This is a genomic window from Paenibacillus sp. FSL H7-0756 (assembly GCF_038006765.1).
Taxonomy (GTDB): Bacteria; Bacillota; Bacilli; order Paenibacillales; family Paenibacillaceae; genus Paenibacillus_AQ.
Genome location: NZ_JBBOVT010000003.1, coordinates 407,822 through 427,248 on the forward strand (window position 1 = coordinate 407,822; position 19,427 = coordinate 427,248).

19 protein-coding genes are annotated in these 19,427 nt (G+C 53.7%); 13 read left to right on the forward strand and 6 right to left on the reverse strand.

The annotated features are described in order from the left end of the window. The first annotated feature begins 60 nt into the window (after positions 1 to 60). The 9 genes from NST04_RS27630 to modB all read left to right on the forward strand — a co-directional run bounded on the left by NST04_RS27630 (position 61) and on the right by modB (position 5,323). A complete protein-coding gene (locus NST04_RS27630; protein ID WP_341187123.1) occupies positions 61 to 615 on the forward strand; it encodes an RNA polymerase sigma factor in 555 nt (184 codons plus the stop codon). Then, positions 616 to 942, forward strand: coding sequence for a hypothetical protein (locus NST04_RS27635; protein WP_341187124.1), 327 nt, complete (start codon positions 616 to 618; stop codon positions 940 to 942). It begins immediately after the preceding gene. Next, positions 920 to 1,297, forward strand: coding sequence for a hypothetical protein (locus NST04_RS27640; protein WP_341187125.1), 378 nt, complete (start codon positions 920 to 922; stop codon positions 1,295 to 1,297). Before NST04_RS27635 ends, NST04_RS27640 begins: the two co-directional genes overlap by 23 nt. A gap of 19 nt (positions 1,298 to 1,316) precedes the next feature. Next, positions 1,317 to 1,697: a hypothetical protein gene (locus NST04_RS27645; RefSeq protein WP_341187126.1), complete on the forward strand. Its 381-nt coding sequence runs from the start codon at positions 1,317 to 1,319 to the stop codon at positions 1,695 to 1,697. Positions 1,698 to 1,721: 24 nt separating this feature from the next. After that, positions 1,722 to 1,949 (forward strand): PLD nuclease N-terminal domain-containing protein, encoded by a 228-nt coding sequence (locus NST04_RS27650; RefSeq protein ID WP_341187127.1) that lies wholly within the window; start codon positions 1,722 to 1,724, stop codon positions 1,947 to 1,949. Further along, on the forward strand, positions 1,946 to 2,875 hold the full coding sequence (locus NST04_RS27655; RefSeq protein ID WP_341187128.1) for an ABC transporter ATP-binding protein: 930 nt from the start codon (positions 1,946 to 1,948) through the stop codon (positions 2,873 to 2,875). The genes NST04_RS27650 and NST04_RS27655 overlap by 4 nt, the downstream gene beginning before the upstream one ends. Next, the gene (locus NST04_RS27660) at positions 2,872 to 3,642 is read left to right on the forward strand and encodes an ABC transporter permease (protein WP_341187129.1); all 771 of its coding nucleotides are present in this window, start codon (positions 2,872 to 2,874) and stop codon (positions 3,640 to 3,642) included. The genes NST04_RS27655 and NST04_RS27660 overlap by 4 nt, the downstream gene beginning before the upstream one ends. A 245-nt stretch (positions 3,643 to 3,887) precedes the next feature. Continuing rightward, positions 3,888 to 4,631: a molybdate ABC transporter substrate-binding protein gene (gene modA, locus NST04_RS27665; protein ID WP_341188069.1), complete on the forward strand. Its 744-nt coding sequence runs from the start codon at positions 3,888 to 3,890 to the stop codon at positions 4,629 to 4,631. 29 nt (positions 4,632 to 4,660) lie between these two features. Beyond that, positions 4,661 to 5,323, forward strand: a complete 663-nt coding sequence (gene modB / locus NST04_RS27670) for a molybdate ABC transporter permease subunit (protein WP_341187130.1) — start codon at positions 4,661 to 4,663, stop codon at positions 5,321 to 5,323. A gap of 114 nt (positions 5,324 to 5,437) precedes the next feature. On the opposite strand, the gene NST04_RS27675 is transcribed toward modB, so the two are convergent. Both NST04_RS27675 and NST04_RS27680 read right to left on the reverse strand, forming a co-directional pair. Further along, positions 5,438 to 7,054, reverse strand: a complete 1,617-nt coding sequence (locus NST04_RS27675) for a helix-turn-helix domain-containing protein (protein WP_341187131.1) — start codon at positions 7,052 to 7,054, stop codon at positions 5,438 to 5,440. Further along, a complete protein-coding gene (locus tag NST04_RS27680; protein ID WP_341187132.1) occupies positions 7,041 to 8,846 on the reverse strand; it encodes a sensor histidine kinase in 1,806 nt (601 codons plus the stop codon). Before NST04_RS27680 ends, NST04_RS27675 begins: the two co-directional genes overlap by 14 nt. Positions 8,847 to 9,068: 222 nt before the next feature. Between NST04_RS27680 and NST04_RS27685 the strand changes: the two genes are divergently transcribed. From NST04_RS27685 to NST04_RS27700, 4 genes are all read left to right on the forward strand, one after another. Beyond that, positions 9,069 to 10,640 carry an extracellular solute-binding protein gene (locus NST04_RS27685; protein ID WP_341187133.1) on the forward strand — a complete coding sequence of 524 codons (1,572 nt, stop codon included), beginning with the start codon at positions 9,069 to 9,071 and terminating at the stop codon, positions 10,638 to 10,640. A gap of 76 nt (positions 10,641 to 10,716) precedes the next feature. Next, positions 10,717 to 11,625 carry an ABC transporter permease gene (locus tag NST04_RS27690; protein ID WP_076157105.1) on the forward strand — a complete coding sequence of 303 codons (909 nt, stop codon included), beginning with the start codon at positions 10,717 to 10,719 and terminating at the stop codon, positions 11,623 to 11,625. 24 nt (positions 11,626 to 11,649) lie between these two features. Further along, entirely contained in the window at positions 11,650 to 12,519 is an 870-nt protein-coding gene (locus tag NST04_RS27695; RefSeq protein ID WP_341028956.1) for a carbohydrate ABC transporter permease, read from the forward strand. Between the two features lie 50 nt (positions 12,520 to 12,569). Further along, the gene (locus tag NST04_RS27700) at positions 12,570 to 14,774 is read left to right on the forward strand and encodes an alginate lyase family protein (RefSeq protein WP_341187134.1); all 2,205 of its coding nucleotides are present in this window, start codon (positions 12,570 to 12,572) and stop codon (positions 14,772 to 14,774) included. A 48-nt stretch (positions 14,775 to 14,822) separates the two neighbouring features. Here NST04_RS27700 and NST04_RS27705 read toward each other — a convergent pair whose 3' ends face one another. The 4 genes from NST04_RS27705 to NST04_RS27720 form a co-directional block, all read right to left on the reverse strand. Beyond that, positions 14,823 to 15,614: a hypothetical protein gene (locus NST04_RS27705; RefSeq protein WP_341187135.1), complete on the reverse strand. Its 792-nt coding sequence runs from the start codon at positions 15,612 to 15,614 to the stop codon at positions 14,823 to 14,825. Next, positions 15,611 to 16,612 carry an iron-siderophore ABC transporter substrate-binding protein gene (locus NST04_RS27710; protein ID WP_341187136.1) on the reverse strand — a complete coding sequence of 334 codons (1,002 nt, stop codon included), beginning with the start codon at positions 16,610 to 16,612 and terminating at the stop codon, positions 15,611 to 15,613. The genes NST04_RS27705 and NST04_RS27710 overlap by 4 nt, the downstream gene beginning before the upstream one ends. A gap of 81 nt (positions 16,613 to 16,693) precedes the next feature. Further along, complete coding sequence (locus tag NST04_RS27715; RefSeq protein WP_341187137.1) at positions 16,694 to 18,331, reverse strand: ABC transporter substrate-binding protein; 1,638 nt, start codon at positions 18,329 to 18,331, stop codon at positions 16,694 to 16,696. Between the two features lie 41 nt (positions 18,332 to 18,372). Next, complete coding sequence (locus NST04_RS27720) at positions 18,373 to 19,398, reverse strand: helix-turn-helix transcriptional regulator (RefSeq protein WP_341187138.1); 1,026 nt, start codon at positions 19,396 to 19,398, stop codon at positions 18,373 to 18,375. Positions 19,399 to 19,427 lie beyond the last annotated feature (29 nt).

A 19,427-nucleotide genomic window follows, 5' to 3' on the forward strand; every position in this document is an offset into this window, starting at 1 on the left:
ATTTCCGAACAATATCCAGATTGCTTCGTAATGTAGGTTGAAAGGGCGGGCGGAGAACAGATGATGACAGACCAACAGCTCGTTGAAGGATGCAAGTCAGGTCAGCCGCAGCATCTTGAGCAGCTCATTGCCAGATACAGGGATGATCTGTACCGGTTCTGCCGCCATCTGACACTGAACCGGCAGGATGCCGAGGATCTGTTCCAGGAAGTATGGGTGCGGGTAATCCGTAAGCTGGAGAAATATAATGCGGAGCGTCCATTCAAGCCCTGGCTGTTCCAGGTGGCCTTCAATCTGTACCGCGACCACTACCGGAAGTGGAAAAGCGTATACGCACTCTGGAATTGGCTGTCTTCCGATGCAGAACTGGTTCAGCTCAGAGACCCTGAGCCTTCCGCAGAGGAGAACCTGCTGCGGAGCGAGGAGCACCGGCAGCTGGAAGAGTGTCTGCGCGGCTTGCCCGCTCGTTATCTGGCCCCCCTGGTGCTGTACTACTACGAAGAGTTCAGCTATGAAGGAATTGCAGAAGTGCTGGGTGTGCCGGTGGGGACTGTCAAATCCAGATTGAATCAAGGCAAGAAGTTGCTGCACAGTCTAATGAAGGAGATGAATTAATTGAAGGAGCCCGGAGACAATGAACGGCTGCTGAAGGAATATTTCCATACCCCGCTCACCCCTTCGCCCCGGCTGGTCTTAAGCACCCTCCGGCGGATACAGGGTCGCGGGAGGATGGGCATCATCGCCGGACTAATGGCGCTGCAATGGCTGGTATTCATTTTGATGGCAGGATTCTTCCTGACAGGTCCGGCGGCGCAGCCCTGGATCCTCTGCCTGTTGCTGCTATTCGTCCTGGCGGGAATGGTTGCAGCCGCCCTGTTATTGTACCGTATGACAGGAGGCAGGGAGGGAGCGGGAGCTTATGAGAATTCACTTCACCGTTGAGAAGTTCGTATTCTGGGGGCTTACGGCCATCGTCCTGCTAAGCTGCATTGCACTCGGAGTAGGTATCAGCCCCTATATGGGTGACTTTCTGGAGGAGAATCAGACCTGGCTGATTGTAATGAGCCTGCTGGCCTTGCTGTTCCTCAGCCTCAATGCTCTGATTGCTGTATTTATATACAAGGATGCGTCCCGGCGGAGGATGAATGCCTGGCTGTGGATGACAGCGGTAATCTATATCCCCAACTTCATCGGCCTGATCCTGTACCTGCTGGCCAGGAAGCAGCCGCGCAATTCAATAACCGCTGACTCAAGCGTTGAGGGTATCCGTTGTCCGCACTGCGGGCATCTAATCTAAACCGGGGAGTGTTAAGAATATGAATAAGAAATGGATAACGCTGGGGATCTTGATCGCCATGGTGCCTTTACTGCTGACAGCCTGCGACAAAAGAATGATGTTCGCCGGCTCGAGCACCAAGAGCAAATTAAGCGCATCCTACAAGCTGTTTACAGGTACGGAAGAGAAGAAGGTTAAGCTCAAAAGAGGTGAAACGCTCAGCATGGATTACAATTCCAAGGTGGAAAAGGGCGAGTTGTCCATGAAGTTGTATGGGCCTGACAATGAGGTGCTCAAGGAGCTAGGAACTAATGAGTCAGGAACGGAGAAGGTAGAGGCTGACAAGGACGGGAAATACCGGATTGAAGTCAAGGGCGATGATACCAAAGGAAGCTTCGAGGTTACATTTAAAGTTGAATAACGATCTGCAAGGGGATGTGTGGGAATGGAATTCGGTACATTTACAATCGGGGAGAATGTTGATGCGAAATTCTGGCTGATGTTATCGCCACTCATCGTGCTTCAGCTTGTATTATGGATTATTGCGTTTGTGGATATAGCCAGACGAACCCGCTTTCGCTTCGGCAATAAGTGGATCTGGTCGCTGATTGTGATCTTTGGCAATATTCTTGGACCAGTGGCCTACTTCCTGCTCCGGGGAGATGAAGAGTGAGCTATATTCTGGAAACCGAGAAGCTGACCAAAACCTTCGGCTCGTTCACCGCTGTCCGGGAGATGACGGTGCGTATCCCCGCTTCATCGGTCTGCGGGATTCTGGGAGCGAACGGGGCAGGGAAGACTACCACCTTGAACATGCTCTGCGGGCTGTCGCGCCCTACTTCAGGAATGATCAGGATTGATGGGGAGGTGCTGGAATTCGGCAAGTCCCGTTACTCCCGGCTTGGCTTTGTTCCGGATGTTCCGCAATACTACAAATGGATGAAGCCCAAGGAGCTGATGCGGTTTGTGGGGGAACTGTATTATATGAGAGGCCCTGCATTAACCAGCCGGATTGAGGAGCTGCTCCACAAGGTTGGCCTGGAAGGCTGCAACAAACGGATTGGGAGCTTCTCCCGTGGTATGAAGCAGCGGCTTGGCATTGCCCAGGCCCTGCTGCCGGAACCGAAGATTCTGGTGCTGGACGAACCGACCTCGGCCCTGGACCCGGTAGGTAGAAGTGAGGTGCTTGAGCTGATCCGGTCGCTTGCCGGAGAGCTGACGATTTTATTGTCCTCTCACAATCTCTATGAGGTTGAACAGATCTGTGACCGGATTCTGATGATGGACCAGGGGAAGGTGATTGCCGATGATTCGCTGGTCAGCATCAAGAGCAAGTCCGCCCTGAATACCCTTGAGCTTCAGACCGAGAGCTTGGAGCTTCTGCAAACCGCAGCTTCATTATTAATCGAACACCCGCAAGTACTGGATGTTGAGATTTTGGAAGAGCGGAATGCATTAAACCTGAACGTGGCTGATCTAAGGGAAGCGCAGCTTTATATCCCGCAGCTGTTATCCGGTGCAGGGATTCCCCTGATGCTGTTTCGGATAACGGAGCCCACATTGGAACAATTTTTTCTGAAGATGGTGAATGCCCGGTGAATACTAAAGTGCTGTTCAGGAAAGATCTGAGAGAGATGATAGTCAGCAAGAAGGTGCTGATTCTGTTAGGGGTATTTATTTTTTTTGCCTTGTCAGGCCCGCTGTCTGCGAAGTTTGAACCCGAATTAATGAAGGCTTACTCGAATAAGTTAGGCCCTGGAAGCGTAATTCATATACCGGCCCCTGTATATACCGATGCCTACAAGGATACATTTAACAACCTCAAGCAGGCGGGCATCATCGTGGTGATTCTGCTGGTATGCGGAACTATGGTAGATGAGAAAAAAAGCGGAACCGCTGCATTTCTGCTGACAAAGGGACTGTCAAGGACCTCTTTTCTGTTAAGCAAGGTTGCCTCCAGGATGCTGCTGTTTACCGCTGCCTGCGCAGCGGCTGGTATCGTATGTGTCCTGTACACTTATCTGATTTTTGGTGAATATGCTCTTCCGAATTTGTATCTGGCTTTTCTCTTATATTGGGTGTACGGGGTTTTTGTAATCTGTATTTCCATGCTGGCCAGTGTATTGGCCCGGACATTTACCCAGGCTTTTTTTACCGGGTTTGCCGCTTATTTTGTCATAAGCCTGCTCAGCCTGGTGCCTTATCTGGACCGATATTTGCCCGGGAGGCTGAACACCATTAATCAGGATATCCTTTCCGGGGCAACGCTGCCGGAGCATTGGTTCATACCTGCGTGCATCTCTTTGCTACTGTCGGCAGTACTAGTCTTCCTGTGCCAGCGTATTTTTCAGGAGCAGGAACTGTAGTAAGGGAACCGCTGCATAACGTTTGGATACGGGACTCTTCCCTATACATAGGGTGGGGTTTTTTTAGCGTGCGGGCTAGGGTTATCCCTGATTTTAATACTAATTATAACTAAACATATACAAACATAATCAAATATATTGTATAATTCGATTTAACTTGCTAGAATATGATCAAAATAAAGAAGAGTGATTGGGAGGTATGGAGTGTGCTGAAGAAGTGGTTGACAGGATTATTGGTGTTCCTGATGGTGGCGGGCGTGTCGGCGGGTTCAGCGGGAGATGTTGAGGCGGCAGCCAAAAAGACGGAGATTATTGTCTCCGCAGCAGCGAGTCTGCAGGATAGTCTGGATAAGATCGCGGTGCAGTATGAGAAGCAGCATCCTGAGATTAAGCTGGTGTTCAATTACGGCGCCTCCGGGACGCTGCAGAAGCAGATTGAGCAGGGGGCACCGGCCGACTTGTTCTTCTCGGCAGGCGATAAACAGATGAACGCGCTGGTGGATAAAGGGTTGATCGCTGACCACAAGGCGCTGCTGAAGAATCAATTGGTCGTCGTGGTTCCTTCCGATTCGAATACGAAGCTTACAACCATTACTGACCTTACCGCTCCAGCCCTCAAAAAAGTAGCCGTAGGCCAGCCGGAATCGGTTCCGGCCGGACAATACGCCCAGCAGTCCTTGACCGCGAAGAAGGTTTGGGATACGCTGCAAAGCAAGCTGGTCTTCGCCAAGGATGTCCGTCAGGTGCTGTCATATGTGGAGACAGGCAATGCGGATGCAGGGTTCGTCTACAAGACAGACGCGTTAACCTCGAAGAAGGTGAAGATTGCCCTGACGGTGGGCGGCCATGTACACAAGGCGATTAACTATCCGGTGGGCATTGTCAAAGATTCGTCGCATCAGGCAGAAGCCAAAGCCTTCTACAGCTATGTGCAGACTGCTTCTGCAAGCTCGGTCTTTACAGGCTACGGCTTTCAATTAGCGAAATAAGTAACTTCTATTAGATAGGGTGAAAAGAGATGGAGATCAATTGGACCGACTTTTTCGCCCCGGTCTGGCTGTCCATCAAGATTGCGGTATTAACCAGTGTGATCGTATTCCTGCTGGCCACAGTGGCTGCCCGGAAGATGGCGGGACGCCGGTTCTTCGGACACAGCCTGGTCGAAACGGTCCTGCTGCTGCCGCTGGTGCTGCCGCCGACTGTGGTCGGCTTCGTCCTGCTGGTCTTCCTCGGGCGGCGCAGCTGGATCGGCAGGCTGTATGAACAGTTCACAGAGCAGACGATCCTGTTCACCTGGGGGGCAGCGGTAATTGCCGCAGTCGTGGTGGCTTTTCCGCTGGTATACCGCACGGTCAAGGCAGGCTTCGAGGGGGTAGAGAAGGATCTTGAGGATGCTGCGCGTGCGCAGGGAGCCAGCGAGCTTCAGGTGCTGCGCTATGTCACCCTTCCGCTGGCCGGGCGTTCGCTGGCTGCCGGCTATGTCCTCGGCTTCGCCCGCGGGCTGGGCGAGTTCGGGGCCACGATTATGGTGGCGGGCAATATTCCGGGCCGCACCCAGACCGTGCCTACCGCGATCTATGTAGCGGTGGACGGAGGCAACATGACGCTGGCCTGGATGTGGGTCGCTTCGATCATTTTGATTTCCATGCTTATGCTGATGTTCGTGAACCGCCGTTCCTGACGGATTACAGGTTAACAAGAGCAACCCCCGTCCTCACCGGAATTTGCGGTGAAGGCGGGGGTTGTTTACGGTAAACCGACCACAATCGGCTGGAGCGGGCGGCACATGACCAATTTATATACTTTGAGTCCCCTGCCGGCGGTAATCGGAGGGGGAGACGCCGGTCTCCTTCTTGAAGATCCGGTTGAAGGAACGGTAATTCTCGAACCCGATGGATTCGGAGATTTCGAAGGTCTTGTGGTCGGTGGTGAGCAGCAGCAGCTTGGCTTGTTCGATGCGCAGGCGGGTCAGATATTGGACAAAGCTCTCGCCGACGGCCTTTTTGAACATGGAGCTGAAGTAAGGCACGCTGTAATTGATCGAAGCCGCCAGCTCCTCCAGCTTGTAGGGATAGCTGAGATCTTCGCGCATCTGTTGAATGATACGTGTGATGGAGGCGTCGATCTTCCGGCCGCCCTCCTGAAGCTGCTGAAGCTTGCGGAAATAATCGCAGGTGATCTCATGTACGGAGTTGAACGTCTGGCAGAGCTCGATTTGTACACGCAGCTCCGCTTCGAGGTCCGCTCCGCCTTCCGCCCCAATTACGTTATGGCTCATATCCAGGAAGACTCTCAGGTACAGGGACTTGATCTGCTCCGGGTCCCAGGCTTGCTCCATGGCCTGACGGTGCAGGGATTGGCGCTCCTGTTCCAGAGCGGCTGTGCTGAGATGCGGCTCCAGCAGCGCTTTCTTCAGCACCTTGCTCCAAAAGCGGCTCTGCGGCTCGGGAATCCGCTGGAAGCTGGAGAGCTGCCCCCACTCCCCGATGCCGATAAGCTCATTGCAGCGGTAAAAGAACGGATACGGCGCTGAAGCCAGCCGCTTCAGCGCCTCCGGCTGCTCCTCCAGCCCCTGTTCGAAGCTGCACAGCAGGGCGATGCAGCTCATCCGCAGATTCGCGGCCAGAGACTCCAGCACCTGCTCCAGGAAGCGGGGTCTCTCCGTCTTCATGCTGTCGGTATACAGGGCCAGGAATCGCCCTTTGTCGAGGGCGATAACCTTATGCGGGCCTATGCTGCCGAGCAGCTCCTTCAGCACGTTGACCCCGGCGAATTGCCACAGTTTCAGCTCCTCCAGCTGGTCGATCGGGAAGCGCAGGGAGTTGCGGTCCAGCTCCAAGAGCAGGGTCATGAAGCCCTGGCCGTGAAGCGGAAGCTGCGAGTCTGCAAGACTGCGCAGCCATTTGGCTTCAGCCGCCGGGCTGCGCAGCATGTCCAGGAACAGGCTCTGCTCGATCTCCACTTCGCTCAGGCGGACCTGCTGCTCCAGCTGCAGATAATTGTCCCTCGTCTCGCCGCGTGAATCCGCCAGGACCGCCAGCTCCTCCATCGTCCGGGTCAACAGGCCCGGATCGGAGAGGCAGTCATCCTTAATCAGATAGGAGGCTGCCTTCAGATGAATGGCCTGCTGGGCATAATGGAAGTCCTGATGGCAGGTCAGGATAATGATCTGCGGCGCACGGACCCCGCTCCGTTCAATCTCGCGCAGCATTTCCAGCCCGTTCATGCCAGGCATCGTGATGTCGGTAACAATCAGCTCCGGCTTATGCTTCAGGAACAGCTCCAGTCCGTCCCGGCCATCTTCGGCTTCGCCGACAAGGGTGAACAGGTCAGCGCGCTCCTCAATGAAATGCCGGAAGACGGTTCTTGCCGGAATCTCGTCCTCCACAAGGACAACTCTATAGTGATTCATGATGTTCCTCCTTAATCAGGACGTTCCCGGACGGCAGCAGCATGCGGATGGTCAAGCCTTCGCCCGGAGCGCTTGTGAGCAGGATCTGTGTCTCCGCCCCGAACAGCAGCTTCATACGCATCCATACATTCTGCAGTCCGATGTTCTCGGCAGACTCTTCCTGCTGGAGATGAAGCTGCAGTTTCTTCAGCTCAGCCTCTTCCAGACCCTTCCCGTCGTCCTCCACTTGTACAATAATATGGCTCCCGCCGGGACTTCTGTATACGCGCACACGGATATGCCCTTCCGGTACCTTGCGCGGGAGAATGCCGTGGAATACGGAGTTCTCAATCAGCGGCTGCAGACCCAGCTTCGGAATCATCATGCCCCGCAGCGGCTCCTCAATCTCAGCCTCCAGGTGAATCTGGCATTTGTAGCGCATATTCAGCAGCCCGACATAATCCGCCAGATAATCAAGCTCCTGCTGGAGCTGCACCGTCTGCTCGAAATTCTCCATCGAATACCGCAGCAGGGCCACCAGCCGTCCCATCAGGGAGTTGATCTTCTCATAATCCTTCATCATGGCGAACATACGGATCGTATTGAGGGTATTGTACATGAAATGGGGGTTGATCTGCGACTGCAGCGCCCGGATCTCCAGCTTGCGCTTCAGATCCTCCGAATCATGCAGGTCTGCCAGCAGATCCTGAATGCGGACAGCCATGGTATTAAGCATCCGGCCCAGATCTCCGATCTCATTATTGGCGAAATGGGTAACCCGGGCCTCGAAATTCCCTTTTTTCAGAGCATCGACCTGCCGTTTCACAGCTTGCAGAGGCCGGTAGAGCTGATACCCGAAACCGACCACACAGAGCGCCCCCAGACAGACCAGAATCAGCAGGAAATAAGTGACTGTCCGGCGGATGATCTCAGCGCTGGCCGTCAGCTCCTTGGACGGAATCTCCGAGAGGACGATCCATTTGTCATAGGTTGAGGTCTGTTTGACAGAGACTATTGAGGAGCCTGCCGCGAACTGATCGGGGCGCTTCAGCTCCTTCCAGCGCTTTAGAATCTCCTGCACCCGCTGCGTATCCTCCTGCTTCTCCAGCTTGCTGGTCGTGGCAATGGTCAGGCCGTCTTCGGTCAGCAGGGAGATGGACCCCTCGCTCCCAAGCTGAATATTCTCGATCTGCTGCTGGTATTGGCTGTTGTTCATGGAGATCAGCAGCACGCCCTTCAGGTCCTTATATAAGTCGAAGGGAACGCGTGAGATATAATAGGTAGACGAATTAAGGATAGCCAGCTCAGGCAGCGAGTGCTTGTCCAGAAAAAGATTCGGCCGTCCCGAAGCCAGATACGCTTCAATCAGCGGCCGGTACGGGGAATCCTCCAGCATGGCAGGAGCTTCCGTGGAGGAGAGGACTTCTCCGGTGACGGCGGAATAGACCTGCAGTCCCTCCACGTTCCCGATGATGGCGGAGGCGCCGCTGAGCACCGAGATCAGATCCTTTTTGCGGACCACCTCTTCAAAATATTGGGCCGAAGGCGAGACCAGTGCACTCTGAATGGACGAGATCCGCGAGTATTGCTCGCTGAGCTCCCGCAGCCGGGTCATGGTTAATTCAATCCGGTCCACGACCTGATTGACGAGCTGGGCGTTCAGGCGGTTCACCTGCTGCTCCACTGTCGTGCTGGATACGCTTACAGAGATGAAGGACAGCACAATCAGCGGAACCACCGAGATGGCGAACATGACCACAATCATCTTAATATAGAAGCTCCGCCGCAAAAAGCTGAAAAAGGGTGAATTCATAGAATCACATCCGTTAGGGGTTTTGGACTACGGATACCGGGCAGGCTATCCTAAACAGATTATAGTACATTGGCGGACATGGAGATACCTGCGGCCCGGCAAATCTTAAAAATGGTGACACTTTGGCTGGAATCCGGCATGTTCTTAAGCTCCGGCGTCTTCTATAATCCAAAGTGTAAGCACGATGTAAACGCAATCAATACAAGCAAATGGGGGATGACAATGAATATTACAAGAAAGCTTGTACCGCTTGTAGCTTCAGCGGCGTTGATGGTAACTACACTGGCGGGCTGCGGCGGCGGTAATAATTCTGCGGCAGGCAGCACAGCGGCACCGGAAGGCAGTACACCAAGCGGTGCGGCTGGCAAGCCAGCCAGCATCAAGGCCATGACCATTCTTTTCGGTAATCCGCCGCAGATGACGAACAACAAGGCGCTGGAGGATCTGGAGAAGCGCGGCAATGTAGACCTGAACGTAACCTTCGTGCCATCCGAAGCCTATACAGATAAGCTCTCTGTGGCGGTATCCGCCGGAGATTCCTATGATCTGCTGCTAATGGATGGCGGTAAGGACGATAAATTCAACAACCTGGTGAAAATGGGCGCTTTTCATGACCTGACGCCTTACCTTGCGAAGACCAAGAATATCAGCCAGATTGATGAGGTGGTCTGGAACGGTGCCAAGATTGACGGCAAATCCTACGGGATTCCCCGGCCGCGCGGTCTCTACGGCGGAGGTGAAGCCAATATCCTGATCCGCAAGGACTGGCTGGATAAGTATAATCTGCCGGTTCCGAAGACTATGGATGAGCTGGCGAATGCGCTTGCGGTGTTCAAGGAGAAGGACCCGGCGGGCGGCGGCAAAACCATTCCGTTCACAATCTACGGATCAGACGGTGTGAACAGCCCTGGACCATTCTCCGGTGTTCAACCCATTCAATATGCCTTCGGCATCCCGAATGTATGGAAGCTGGAGGGCGATAAGGTGGTCCGTGATTTCCAGACGCCTGAATACAAGGCATTCCTGGAGTGGCTGAGAGATTCGTGGAGCAAGGGCCTGATCGACAAGGATGCGCCGGTACTGAAGAACCAGGGGCAGGCACGTAGTAAGTTCCTGGCCGGTACAGCGGGTGCTTTTGTCGGGAATGTAAGTGATATTGTAGAGACCAACGTAGAGAAGCTGAAACAGACGGACCCGAAGGCCGAAATCGCGATTGTCGATGTGCTTGAAGGCGCGAACGGACAGAAGGGCGCTTCTGTACTCTCCGGGTACTACGGACTGTGGGCGGTTCCAAGCTCCGTGCCGGAGGATAAGGTGCAGCAGATTGTAGACTTCCTTGATTTCACAGCCTCCGAGGAGAATGTAGCGTTCTCCAAAGCGGGTGTCACCGGCATCCATTCCAGCGATTTCAAGAATGGGGTTGCGGTGCAGACCGAGGAGCAGAAGAAGCAATATGAGCTGGATAAGCCGAACAATTTCATCCTGGAGAACCGCGCAGATCCATATGTATACGCCAACTCCAAGGAGCCGGACATCCTGGCGCTGCAAAAGGCGACTCTAGATACGATCAGCAAGATCGGAGTGGAGAATCCGTTCCTCAGCTACAACTCACAGTACGCCAGCAAGAATCCGGACAGCTATAAGAAAATGAGTGCGGTAATGACGAAGTATGTGCTGGGCGAGGGAGCCTGGGAGGATGTGCAGAAGGAAATTGATGCCTGGACTGAGGGTCCTGGGGTGCAGATCACCAAGGAACTGCTGGACCAGTATAAAGCAGAGCATTCCACGAAGTAATACAACACAATACACAGAGGCAAAGGAGGGGGCTTTTCCCTCTCCACTTGCCCAATCGGATAAGGAGGTTTAGCCCGTGCAGAGAGCTTTACGCCCCAAACGGTTTCATCAGCTATGGCCCTTTTATTTACTGGCAGCACCGGGTATTCTCTACTTTCTCACCTTTCATTATATCCCGATGACAGGACTCATTCTGGCCTTCAAGGAATACAGCCCGTTCAAGGGCATGATGGACAGTCCCTGGGTGGGGCTGGATAATTTCAGACAGTTTTTCGGAACCTCCGATTTCTATATGTTGCTGAAAAATACGCTGCTGATCAGTCTGCTGAATCTGATCATTTATTTTCCTTTCACTATCTTTCTCTCGCTGCTTCTGAATGAAGTGCGGCTCAAGGTGTTCAAGCGTGTCTCGCAGACCATCGTGTATCTGCCCCATTTTCTCTCCTGGGTCGTGATTTACGGGATTACGATTTCCTTCTTCGGGCCTTCGGGGGTCATTAACCATTACCTCGGCCAGTGGTTCGACGGCAGTGCAAATTTCCTGGTAAGCAACGAATGGTTCCGGCCGCTCGTCATCTTCCAGTCCATCTGGAAGGATGCGGGATGGGGTACGATTATCTTCCTGGCGGCACTGGCGGGGATTAACCCTGAGCAGTATGAAGCAGCCAAGGTGGATGGAGCAAGCCGCCTGCAGAGCATCTGGCATATCACGCTCCCCGGCATCAAGGGAACCATTGTGATTCTGCTGCTGCTCCGTCTGGGCTCCTCTATGGACTCCAACTTCATGCAGATCTTCCTGATGACCAATAGCCTTAACCTGGATGTCTCCAATGTCTTCGATCTGTTCGTCTACCATGTCGGTCTGGAGCAATTCAATTACAGCTTCGCGATTACCGTAGGCATGTTCAAATCCGTTGCCAGTCTGATCCTGGTCCTCGGGGCCAATTATGCGGCGAAGCTGCTGGGTGAGGAAGGCATATTCTAGAACTAGAACAGGAGTGGAGAGGTTATGAAGCTTAAGGCAACCTGGTTTGATACCATTATTGTAGTCATCATTTGCTTAATCAGCTTGCTGGTTATTCTGCCTTTTCTGTATATTATTGCGGTCTCGTTCAGTCCGCCGGGAGATTCGATGGCCGGGAATTTCTTCATCTGGCCCAAGCACTGGACACTGGACGCCTACAGCTATCTGCTGAATGCGAATACGTTCCTGACCTCCGTCAAGAACTCTGTAATTATCACGGTGATGGGCACGGTGCTCAGTCTGTTTGTCTCGATTACACTGGCTTATGCGCTGTCGAAGAAATTTCTGCCCGGACGCCGGGTCATGCTGCTGGTTATTTTCTTCACGATGATCTTTCACGGGGGCATGATTCCGAACTATCTGGTCGTCAAAAATCTGGGTCTGATCGATTCCTACTGGGCGGTAGTGCTTCCGGCAGCCTCCAGTGCCTTCAATATCATGGTCATCCGCTCGTTCTTCCAGAGCCTGCCTGAGAGTCTGGACGAAGCGGCAAGAATTGACGGGGCGGGGGAATTCCGAATTCTTTACTCGATCGTGCTGCCGCTGTCCAAGCCGATTATCGCTACGTTCACCCTGTTCTTCATGGTGCAGTTCTGGAATGAATTCTTCTCGGCGGTTATCTATCTGAATGATACGACGCGCTGGCCGATTCAACCACTCCTGCGGCAGATGGTCGCGATCAGCGCCTCCAATATCTCGGCAGAGGCGGCGGTGGATGCCTCGCTTGCGGCCAACCTTGGACCCAATGTCCAGAATGCGGCCATTCTGCTGGCGATGCTGCCCATAGTCATGGTGTACCCGTTCCTGCAGAAATATTTTGCTAAGGGTGCCATGCTGGGTTCGATTAAGGAATAGACATTTAGGCGGATGAATCCGCAAATATAAAGGTGATGATAGAATTGACCATGAATTATAAAGATCTGCGGCACAATCCCGCATACACGAAGCCGCAGCTGACTGCCGGAGAATTCTTAAGCACAAGGCTGGACTTGACCAGACCGGAGCTTGCCAGTGTAGCTGCGAAGCTGGACTTAGGCGATATCGCCGGTGCACGGGATGCTTATTTAGAAGTCATTGCAGCGGGTAACAACGGGAGATATTACTTTGATGTGAAGGATGTTCCTGGGCTTAGGGCTTACGCCGCCAGCCATTACAGCGGGGAGGAGGAGGCGCAGCAGGATATTGCCGAGGCGGACCGGATTGTGGAGGGGGATATTCCCCTGTTCAAAGGGAAAAGAGTGCTCTTCCGGCACGGAAGCTATGACTGGAACAGCTGGCTGTTCGACAGCTCGCAGTATCAGCTGCATTTGACCCGGTTCGTCTATGTGAAGCGCCTGTCCAGAGCCTATGCGCTGACCGGGGATGATAAATACGCCAAATGCTTCAATGATATGATCAGCCATTTCATTGACGATAACCCTATGCCGGTGGATGGTACGTTCCGGGCGGAGCATTCGACCTGGGACCCTCTCTCGGCTGGTGTGCGGATGTTCATGCTGCCGGAAGCCTTCATTACCTTCTTCGGCTCCCCGGCCTTTAGGGCTGAGGTGAAGCTGAAGCTGATTCAGTCCTTTCAGCAGCACGGGGAGTACGTCCGTAAATATCATGCCAGCGGCGGCAACCATGTCTGCATGCAGCTCCGGGGACTGACTCAGACGGCGCTGCTTCTGCCGGAGCTGAAGGATTCCGCCGCATGGCTGGAATACGCTGGGCGTAAGCTGCCGGGATACATCCTTGAGAACGTCTACCCCGACGGGGTACAGTTCGAGGGCAGCCCGAATTATCACCTGATCGTCATGCGCGAGCTGTATGAACTGGTGGTTCTGTACCAGAAGCTCGGCATCGATGCCGGGGAATACCGGGAGACGCTGGAGAAAATGTATGTCGTCACGATGCATCTGCTGGCACCGGACGGGCAGCTGGTCAAGTTTGGCGATACCGATGTTCAGGTCGTCAGCGAGCTGCGCAACGTCATGAGCCTTGGCGCTTACCTATACCAGCGGGGGGACTTCAAGGCGCTGGGACATGAGCGGCTGCCGTTCTCCCTGCTGTGGAGAGTGGGGCCGGAGGCTGCGTCGGAGTATGATCAGCTCAAGGCTGCAGAGCCTGCGGAGACGGCCGCCTGCTTCCCGGCAGGCGGTTATGTGACCTCGCGCCAGGGCTGGAGCCCTAACGATATGTACATGGCGATGCGGGCAGGTGTGGGGATTGGCGGGCATGCGCATTCCGATGCGCTCAGTCTGGTTCTCTACGCCGGAGGACGCGAGCTGCTGGCCGATTCGGGTATGGGCTTGTTCGAGTGGAACAAGGAACGTAAATATACAGTCTCGACCCGCGCCCATAACACTGTAGTTGTCGACGGGCAGGACCAGCATGTCCGCAGCTTCCACTGGAATACACCGCCTACGGCGAGCTGTAGAATCTGGGATACTGGGTTCAATGAAGCGTATGATTATGCCTTTGCGAGCCAGTACGGATATACCCGTTACGAAGATCCTGTGGTTCACTCCCGCAAGGTGCTGTTCGTCAAGAACAGCTATTGGCTGATCGTGGACCTCTTCGAAGCGCAGGAAGAGCACCGCTATGAGCAGTACTTCCATCTGCCGCCGGGTGCAGCGGCTTACGACTTTCTCAGCGGGGAAGTGGTCTCGCAGCTGGAGGGGGCCAATCTGCTGCTGAAGCCGCTCCCCTCCGGGCTGGCGGAGGACCGGCTGACGCTGGAGCAGGGCCTGATCTTCAAGCAGGGCCACTATCACGAGAGTCCGGTCATGAAGCGTTCCCTTACCTTGACCGGAGGCGCAGCCGTCGTTACCTTGGCCGTTCCGTTCAGAACAGAGAAGCCGCAGGTGAGTGTAGAACGGCTGCCTGTCCGGCAGCATGGGGAACTACTCTCCGTGCAGGAGGCCACCGCGCTGCGTATCGTGATGGGGGACCGGGTGGATGATATCTGCCTCTACCATAAGAGTGTCGATGTCACCAGCTACCTCGACCATACCGGCAATATTATCTCCGAAGCGCTGCTGCCCCGCAAGACGGAGCCGGAGGGCATCGCGTTTGCTGGAGGCAACTATAACCGGGATGTTATTGTCGTTAGCGGTCATAGAGAATAGCACAGCACGAATAAGCAACGCCCCTCCCGAACCGGTGAGGGGCGTTGCTTATTCATCTAATATACGCCCTCGCTCTTCCGGGGATAGCTTGGGACAAGTGCTGCAATACTCTCCGGCATCTGGCCCGATCCGGATCCGGTAGGCCAAGCAGCAATGCTTGCGCAGATATAATGAATGGCCGCGCAGCTTCGGATGCTCATACCTCCGGAACCGCATGGATAATTCATCCGGCTTCTCCGGCTGGAGCAGGGTAGTATAATCCTGGCTGATGATCCGGCCACGCTCCTCAGAGTCCCAGAGTCCCTTGTCCGTATGCAGCCGTTCATACAGGTTATGCAAATTATGTGCAATCAGCGACCACATGATTTTCTCCTTAGCTCCTGTATACACAGATACAGCCTGTAGCACCTGCCGTAAATGTGCCAGCAGGCGATCCATATAGCCGGAAAGGCAGGCTTGACGGACTTCCGAAGGATTAACAGGCCATTTGTCCGTGGCTGCCGTCTCCGCTTCATATTGCATCATTCCTGCATCCGTTAGCCTGAACCGTAAAGCGCCGGGCAACAGAGAGAGAGGGGTATCGAAGAGAGTGATGGAGGCGGCCAGTCCCATGATCAACACCGAGTACCTTTTGGCAAATAAAGTTCCGACCACAATTCCTCCAGGCTCCCCAAGCTGAACCGATTGCTTGCCGATAATGAGCGGTAGCCTCGCTTCATCCAATAGATCTTCTGTACTGTAAGGAAAAGAATTATTCCTGTCCTCCGCGACAGTCACGGCAAAATGCTGCTGCATGAAATCTTGTATCCACTGGCTGCTAAAAGGTATAGCCTCACTCATTTCCCCAGCCATGCCATGATTTCATCAATAATTTCACCCCGGCCGATCACTCCCCAGCCCTTAAAGAGCCAGAAGGAATCGGTCTCATGAACCTTTCCTCCCTGTACGGCAGGGATGTTCTTCCAGAGCGGGCTGGCCTGCATGTTGTCCAGGAAATCTCCGGCATTGGAATCCACCTCAAGGACGATAAAGTCTGCCCCCAGCTCCGGTATTTTCTCCAAGGATAAATCTGCTCTTTGCTCTTCCGGCGTAAGTGCGGCAGGTTCGAACCCGAGATCCTGATAGAGTAATGCATTGGTTGGATGACCTTGCTGTGCGTACAATTGGAGTGTCTTCTCCCGCACACGGAGGTAGGCGAGTTTTTTGTTGTCCAGCGCTTTGATTTTCTCGCTGGCCTGGAGCGTTTTCTGTTCCAGTTCAGCAATTTTTTCCTTCGCCAGGTCCGTTTTGTCATACATCTCCGCAATGGTTAGCAGATCCTTGGTCCAAAAGGAAGTATCGTCGCCATAATCAAGCCATTCATTTCCAAGAACGATGGTAGGGGCGATTTTGTTCAGTTGCTCATACTTATTCTCGGCCGTCCGGCTCTCAATAAGAATCACATCCGGATCAAGCAAGGTAATGGCCTCAAGGTTGGGATTATCCGCCGAACCTACGGTTTGTACCCCCTGCAGCTTGTCAGCCATATAGGGAAGATACTCTCCTCCGTACCGGACCTCGGTGTTCACACCGGAGGGCTTCTCTCCGATAGTCAACAGATGATCTATGTACTCTGCCGAGAGAACAACGATTTTTTCAATTTTGGCCGGAATCACAGCTTCTCCCTTAAGGTGGGCAATCGTGCGTGTGCCCGGTTCCGCAGCCCCCTGACCGCTGGTTTGGGAGGCGGAGGGACGCGGTTCTTCAGAAGCCGGTTGACCTGTTCCGTTGCTGCACGCAGCCAGGATCAGCAGCAGCACGGCAAGGAGCAGGAACTGGAAGGATTTCATTTGCTTCATTTATTTCTAGTCTCCTTTACGCAATAGATAATAATAATCATTATCATTATGATAGGAGAACGATACATACTTATCAATGGATTATAACCCTGTGTTGGCGTGGATAATTCTATCGGCCGGCCTGCTAATCCGGGATGCAACATACGACATGGCCCACTTTCTGCCGGAGGGTCCGAGTGTTTTGAACAACAGATCTCCGGCATCGAACACCCGGGATTGCTTCACTGCATCCAGTGAAGACCATTCTCTGGACGAGAGCAGTGCTTCCAGACGTTGTCTCGATTCCAGGGTAGGGTCCGCAGCCAAAAAGATGGTTCCCGGGTTATACCCGGGAAGCTCATGAATCTCGAAATCCATTGCTTCAGTCTGCTCAGGGGTTGAGAGGGGCGGACTCAGTCCAAGATCCTGGTATAGCAGAGTTCCTGTCTGATTAGAGGCGCCGTACAAGCGGTAGAATTCAGAGCTGACTCTGATAAAAGAAACGGTGGGCAGCACATCCTGTGCCTCCAGCTGTGATCTAAGGAGGTGCTTTTGCTCTGCGTAGCGGTTCATCCAGTCATCTGCCTGCTGCTCTCTGCCCAGAATGCGGGACAACCTTGACAACTGCTGCTCCACATTATCGGTATGCTTAAGAACAACCGTCGGTGCGATGGACTCCAGCAACTCTCCTGGTAACAGGCGGTCGCTCCCAATAATCAGATCAGGCTTCAGACGTGCCAGCTCCTCGTAATTCAACCGGGAACCGTTCAGGCGGACAATGCCCTGCTCCTGTATACCGGAGTGGGGGAGGCTGTAATTTCTTGATACCCGCTCCCGGTAAGACAGCGCAGCCACTGGCGTCAATCCAAGTGTCATCAGGTAATCGTCCAGACCATAGTAGAGAACAGCAATACGGATATGATTATTTTTGAGGTAGCCTGCCGGTGCCACGCCTTCCGATTTTTTGAACACCCGGCTAAAATAATGCTCGTCCTTATAGCCCACTTCCTTGGCGATCTGTTTGACCCGTTCAGAAGAGAACAACAGCTGCTTGGCTCTTTTTATCCGCTCCTCCAGTAAATAAGTCATAGGTGTCTTTTCTGTAAGCTGCTTGAACGCTCTGATAAAATGATTGGTGCTTAAGCCCGCCATTAGAGCCAGTTGCCCAACTTTAAGCTCTTGGTTGTAGTTGTTCTTCATGTGGGCAAGCACAATGTCCATCCCTACAGCCTTGTCCTGCACAATACGCTTACTTGGTTGAAGGAGCATCGCGAGCAGCAGCTGCAGCCGGTGTTTGGCGTGCATGATATCCTCCGGGTCACGGGTACGGTGAAAGGAGGCCATTTGGCTGGTGATCTCTGCAGCCTGTGGATGGGCGGAAGCTTCAAGCTTCCCGCTAATTGGAAATTCCGGAGGGTGGAGCTGCTGTTGCCTGCGATTTTTACGAAGCTGGATACAGGAGAAGAAAATGATCATATAACGCAGCGGTTCTGTCGTCAGCGCTTTGCCTTCCACCGAAGTTTCGGGCAACAACAAAAAGAAGTCTCCTTTATTCGCCGTAAGCAGCCTCCCGTTTAGGATAATCTGCCCTTTACCTTCTGTAACATAACACAAAGCATGATGGTGAAGGATCCTTCGGGGCAAAGACTCCCCCTCTGCAAATCTTCCGAAATAGCTGTGTACGCTTGAAAAAAACAAGCGCTCCAGCCTGAATGCTGTCTGCTGTATTGTGGATAACATGCGTACCTCCTCGTCCGGCCGGAAAAAAATAGCAGATCCTTTTAAGTCTCGTAAATAATATCCCCCGTCTCACTCAGGTCATAGCTGTGAATCGAGCTTAGCTCACTGCGGAACGCTTCCGAGCGCAGAATTTCCAGAATCGCGTTAATCCAGACTTCATTCTCCGGCTTCTTCACCATGACCAGATCGTAGCGCTCGCGGATCAGGGGAATGAAGTCGATGCCGTCAATGATTTTGGCCGCTTTCTCGGTGCCGATGCCCACATCCGCCCCGCCTCTCGCCACCAGGCTGGCTACTGCCAGATGACTGTTCTCTTCATTAGAGTATCCGTTCAGGCGGGACGATGGAATACCATGAAGACGCAGCTGCTCATCCAGCAGCACCCGGGCGCCGGAGCCGCGCTCACGGTTGATCAGCGTCACTCCGTCCTGCCGGAGGTCTCCCCAGCTGCGGATGCCCAGCGGATTACCCTTCTGCACATAGAAGCCTGCGCTACGCGTCAGCAGATGCACTACTATATAAGAGAAGCCCACGAGCAGCTTGCGGATATAGGGCAGATTATATTCGCCGCTGTCGCCGTCCAGCAGATGGGTACTTACAATATCTGATTCACCCTGATACATGGCAATGAGGCTGTCCAGACTGCCCGCATAGGAACGGAGCGGACGGGTGGAGGGCAGAGTCCGCTCCAGATGGGTTGCCAGAATATCAAGCGACATATCCTGCCCGGTAATGACTACATTTACACCGCTGCTCTTCAAGCTGTGCGGCGGCGGGGAGGCGAAGGCCTGATAAGGGGCGGCGAACGGGAGGCCTGCCTGCTGCGATGGCTGTGCCTGCGGCAGTGCAGCTTCAGTCAGCCCGCTCCCGGGCAGCGGATTCGCATAGGCCCCGCTGTTGCGGGAATTCTGCTTGTATTTCTCCAGGTCGGAGAGGTCAACGCGCATCTGCTTGCCGACACGGTAAGAGGGCAGCTCGCCCTTTTTAATGAGATCATAGACCTTGAGCTTGGAGATTTTGAGCAGCCGGGCGATTTCCTCGGTTGTATAGGAAGTATTCTCGGTCATATATTGTACCCTCCTGGGGGATGGACTGG

What these genes read in the sequence shown, in the direction of transcription:
- NST04_RS27630 (WP_341187123.1), top strand. Translation starts at nt 61, where the DNA reads ATGATGACAGACCAACAGCTCGTTGAAGGATGCAAGTCAGGTCAGCCG.
- NST04_RS27640 (WP_341187125.1), top strand. Translation starts at nt 920, where the DNA reads ATGAGAATTCACTTCACCGTTGAGAAGTTCGTATTCTGGGGGCTTACG.
- NST04_RS27645 (WP_341187126.1), top strand. Translation starts at nt 1,317, where the DNA reads ATGAATAAGAAATGGATAACGCTGGGGATCTTGATCGCCATGGTGCCT.
- NST04_RS27650 (WP_341187127.1), top strand. Translation starts at nt 1,722, where the DNA reads ATGGAATTCGGTACATTTACAATCGGGGAGAATGTTGATGCGAAATTC.
- modA (WP_341188069.1), top strand. Translation starts at nt 3,888, where the DNA reads ATGGTGGCGGGCGTGTCGGCGGGTTCAGCGGGAGATGTTGAGGCGGCA.
- modB (WP_341187130.1), top strand. Translation starts at nt 4,661, where the DNA reads ATGGAGATCAATTGGACCGACTTTTTCGCCCCGGTCTGGCTGTCCATC.
- NST04_RS27675 (WP_341187131.1), bottom strand. Translation starts at nt 7,054, where the DNA reads ATGAATCACTATAGAGTTGTCCTTGTGGAGGACGAGATTCCGGCAAGA.
- NST04_RS27680 (WP_341187132.1), bottom strand. Translation starts at nt 8,846, where the DNA reads ATGAATTCACCCTTTTTCAGCTTTTTGCGGCGGAGCTTCTATATTAAG.
- NST04_RS27685 (WP_341187133.1), top strand. Translation starts at nt 9,069, where the DNA reads ATGAATATTACAAGAAAGCTTGTACCGCTTGTAGCTTCAGCGGCGTTG.
- NST04_RS27695 (WP_341028956.1), top strand. Translation starts at nt 11,650, where the DNA reads ATGAAGCTTAAGGCAACCTGGTTTGATACCATTATTGTAGTCATCATT.
- NST04_RS27700 (WP_341187134.1), top strand. Translation starts at nt 12,570, where the DNA reads ATGAATTATAAAGATCTGCGGCACAATCCCGCATACACGAAGCCGCAG.
- NST04_RS27705 (WP_341187135.1), bottom strand. Translation starts at nt 15,614, where the DNA reads ATGAGTGAGGCTATACCTTTTAGCAGCCAGTGGATACAAGATTTCATG.
- NST04_RS27710 (WP_341187136.1), bottom strand. Translation starts at nt 16,612, where the DNA reads ATGAAGCAAATGAAATCCTTCCAGTTCCTGCTCCTTGCCGTGCTGCTG.
- NST04_RS27715 (WP_341187137.1), bottom strand. Translation starts at nt 18,331, where the DNA reads ATGTTATCCACAATACAGCAGACAGCATTCAGGCTGGAGCGCTTGTTT.
- NST04_RS27720 (WP_341187138.1), bottom strand. Translation starts at nt 19,398, where the DNA reads ATGACCGAGAATACTTCCTATACAACCGAGGAAATCGCCCGGCTGCTC.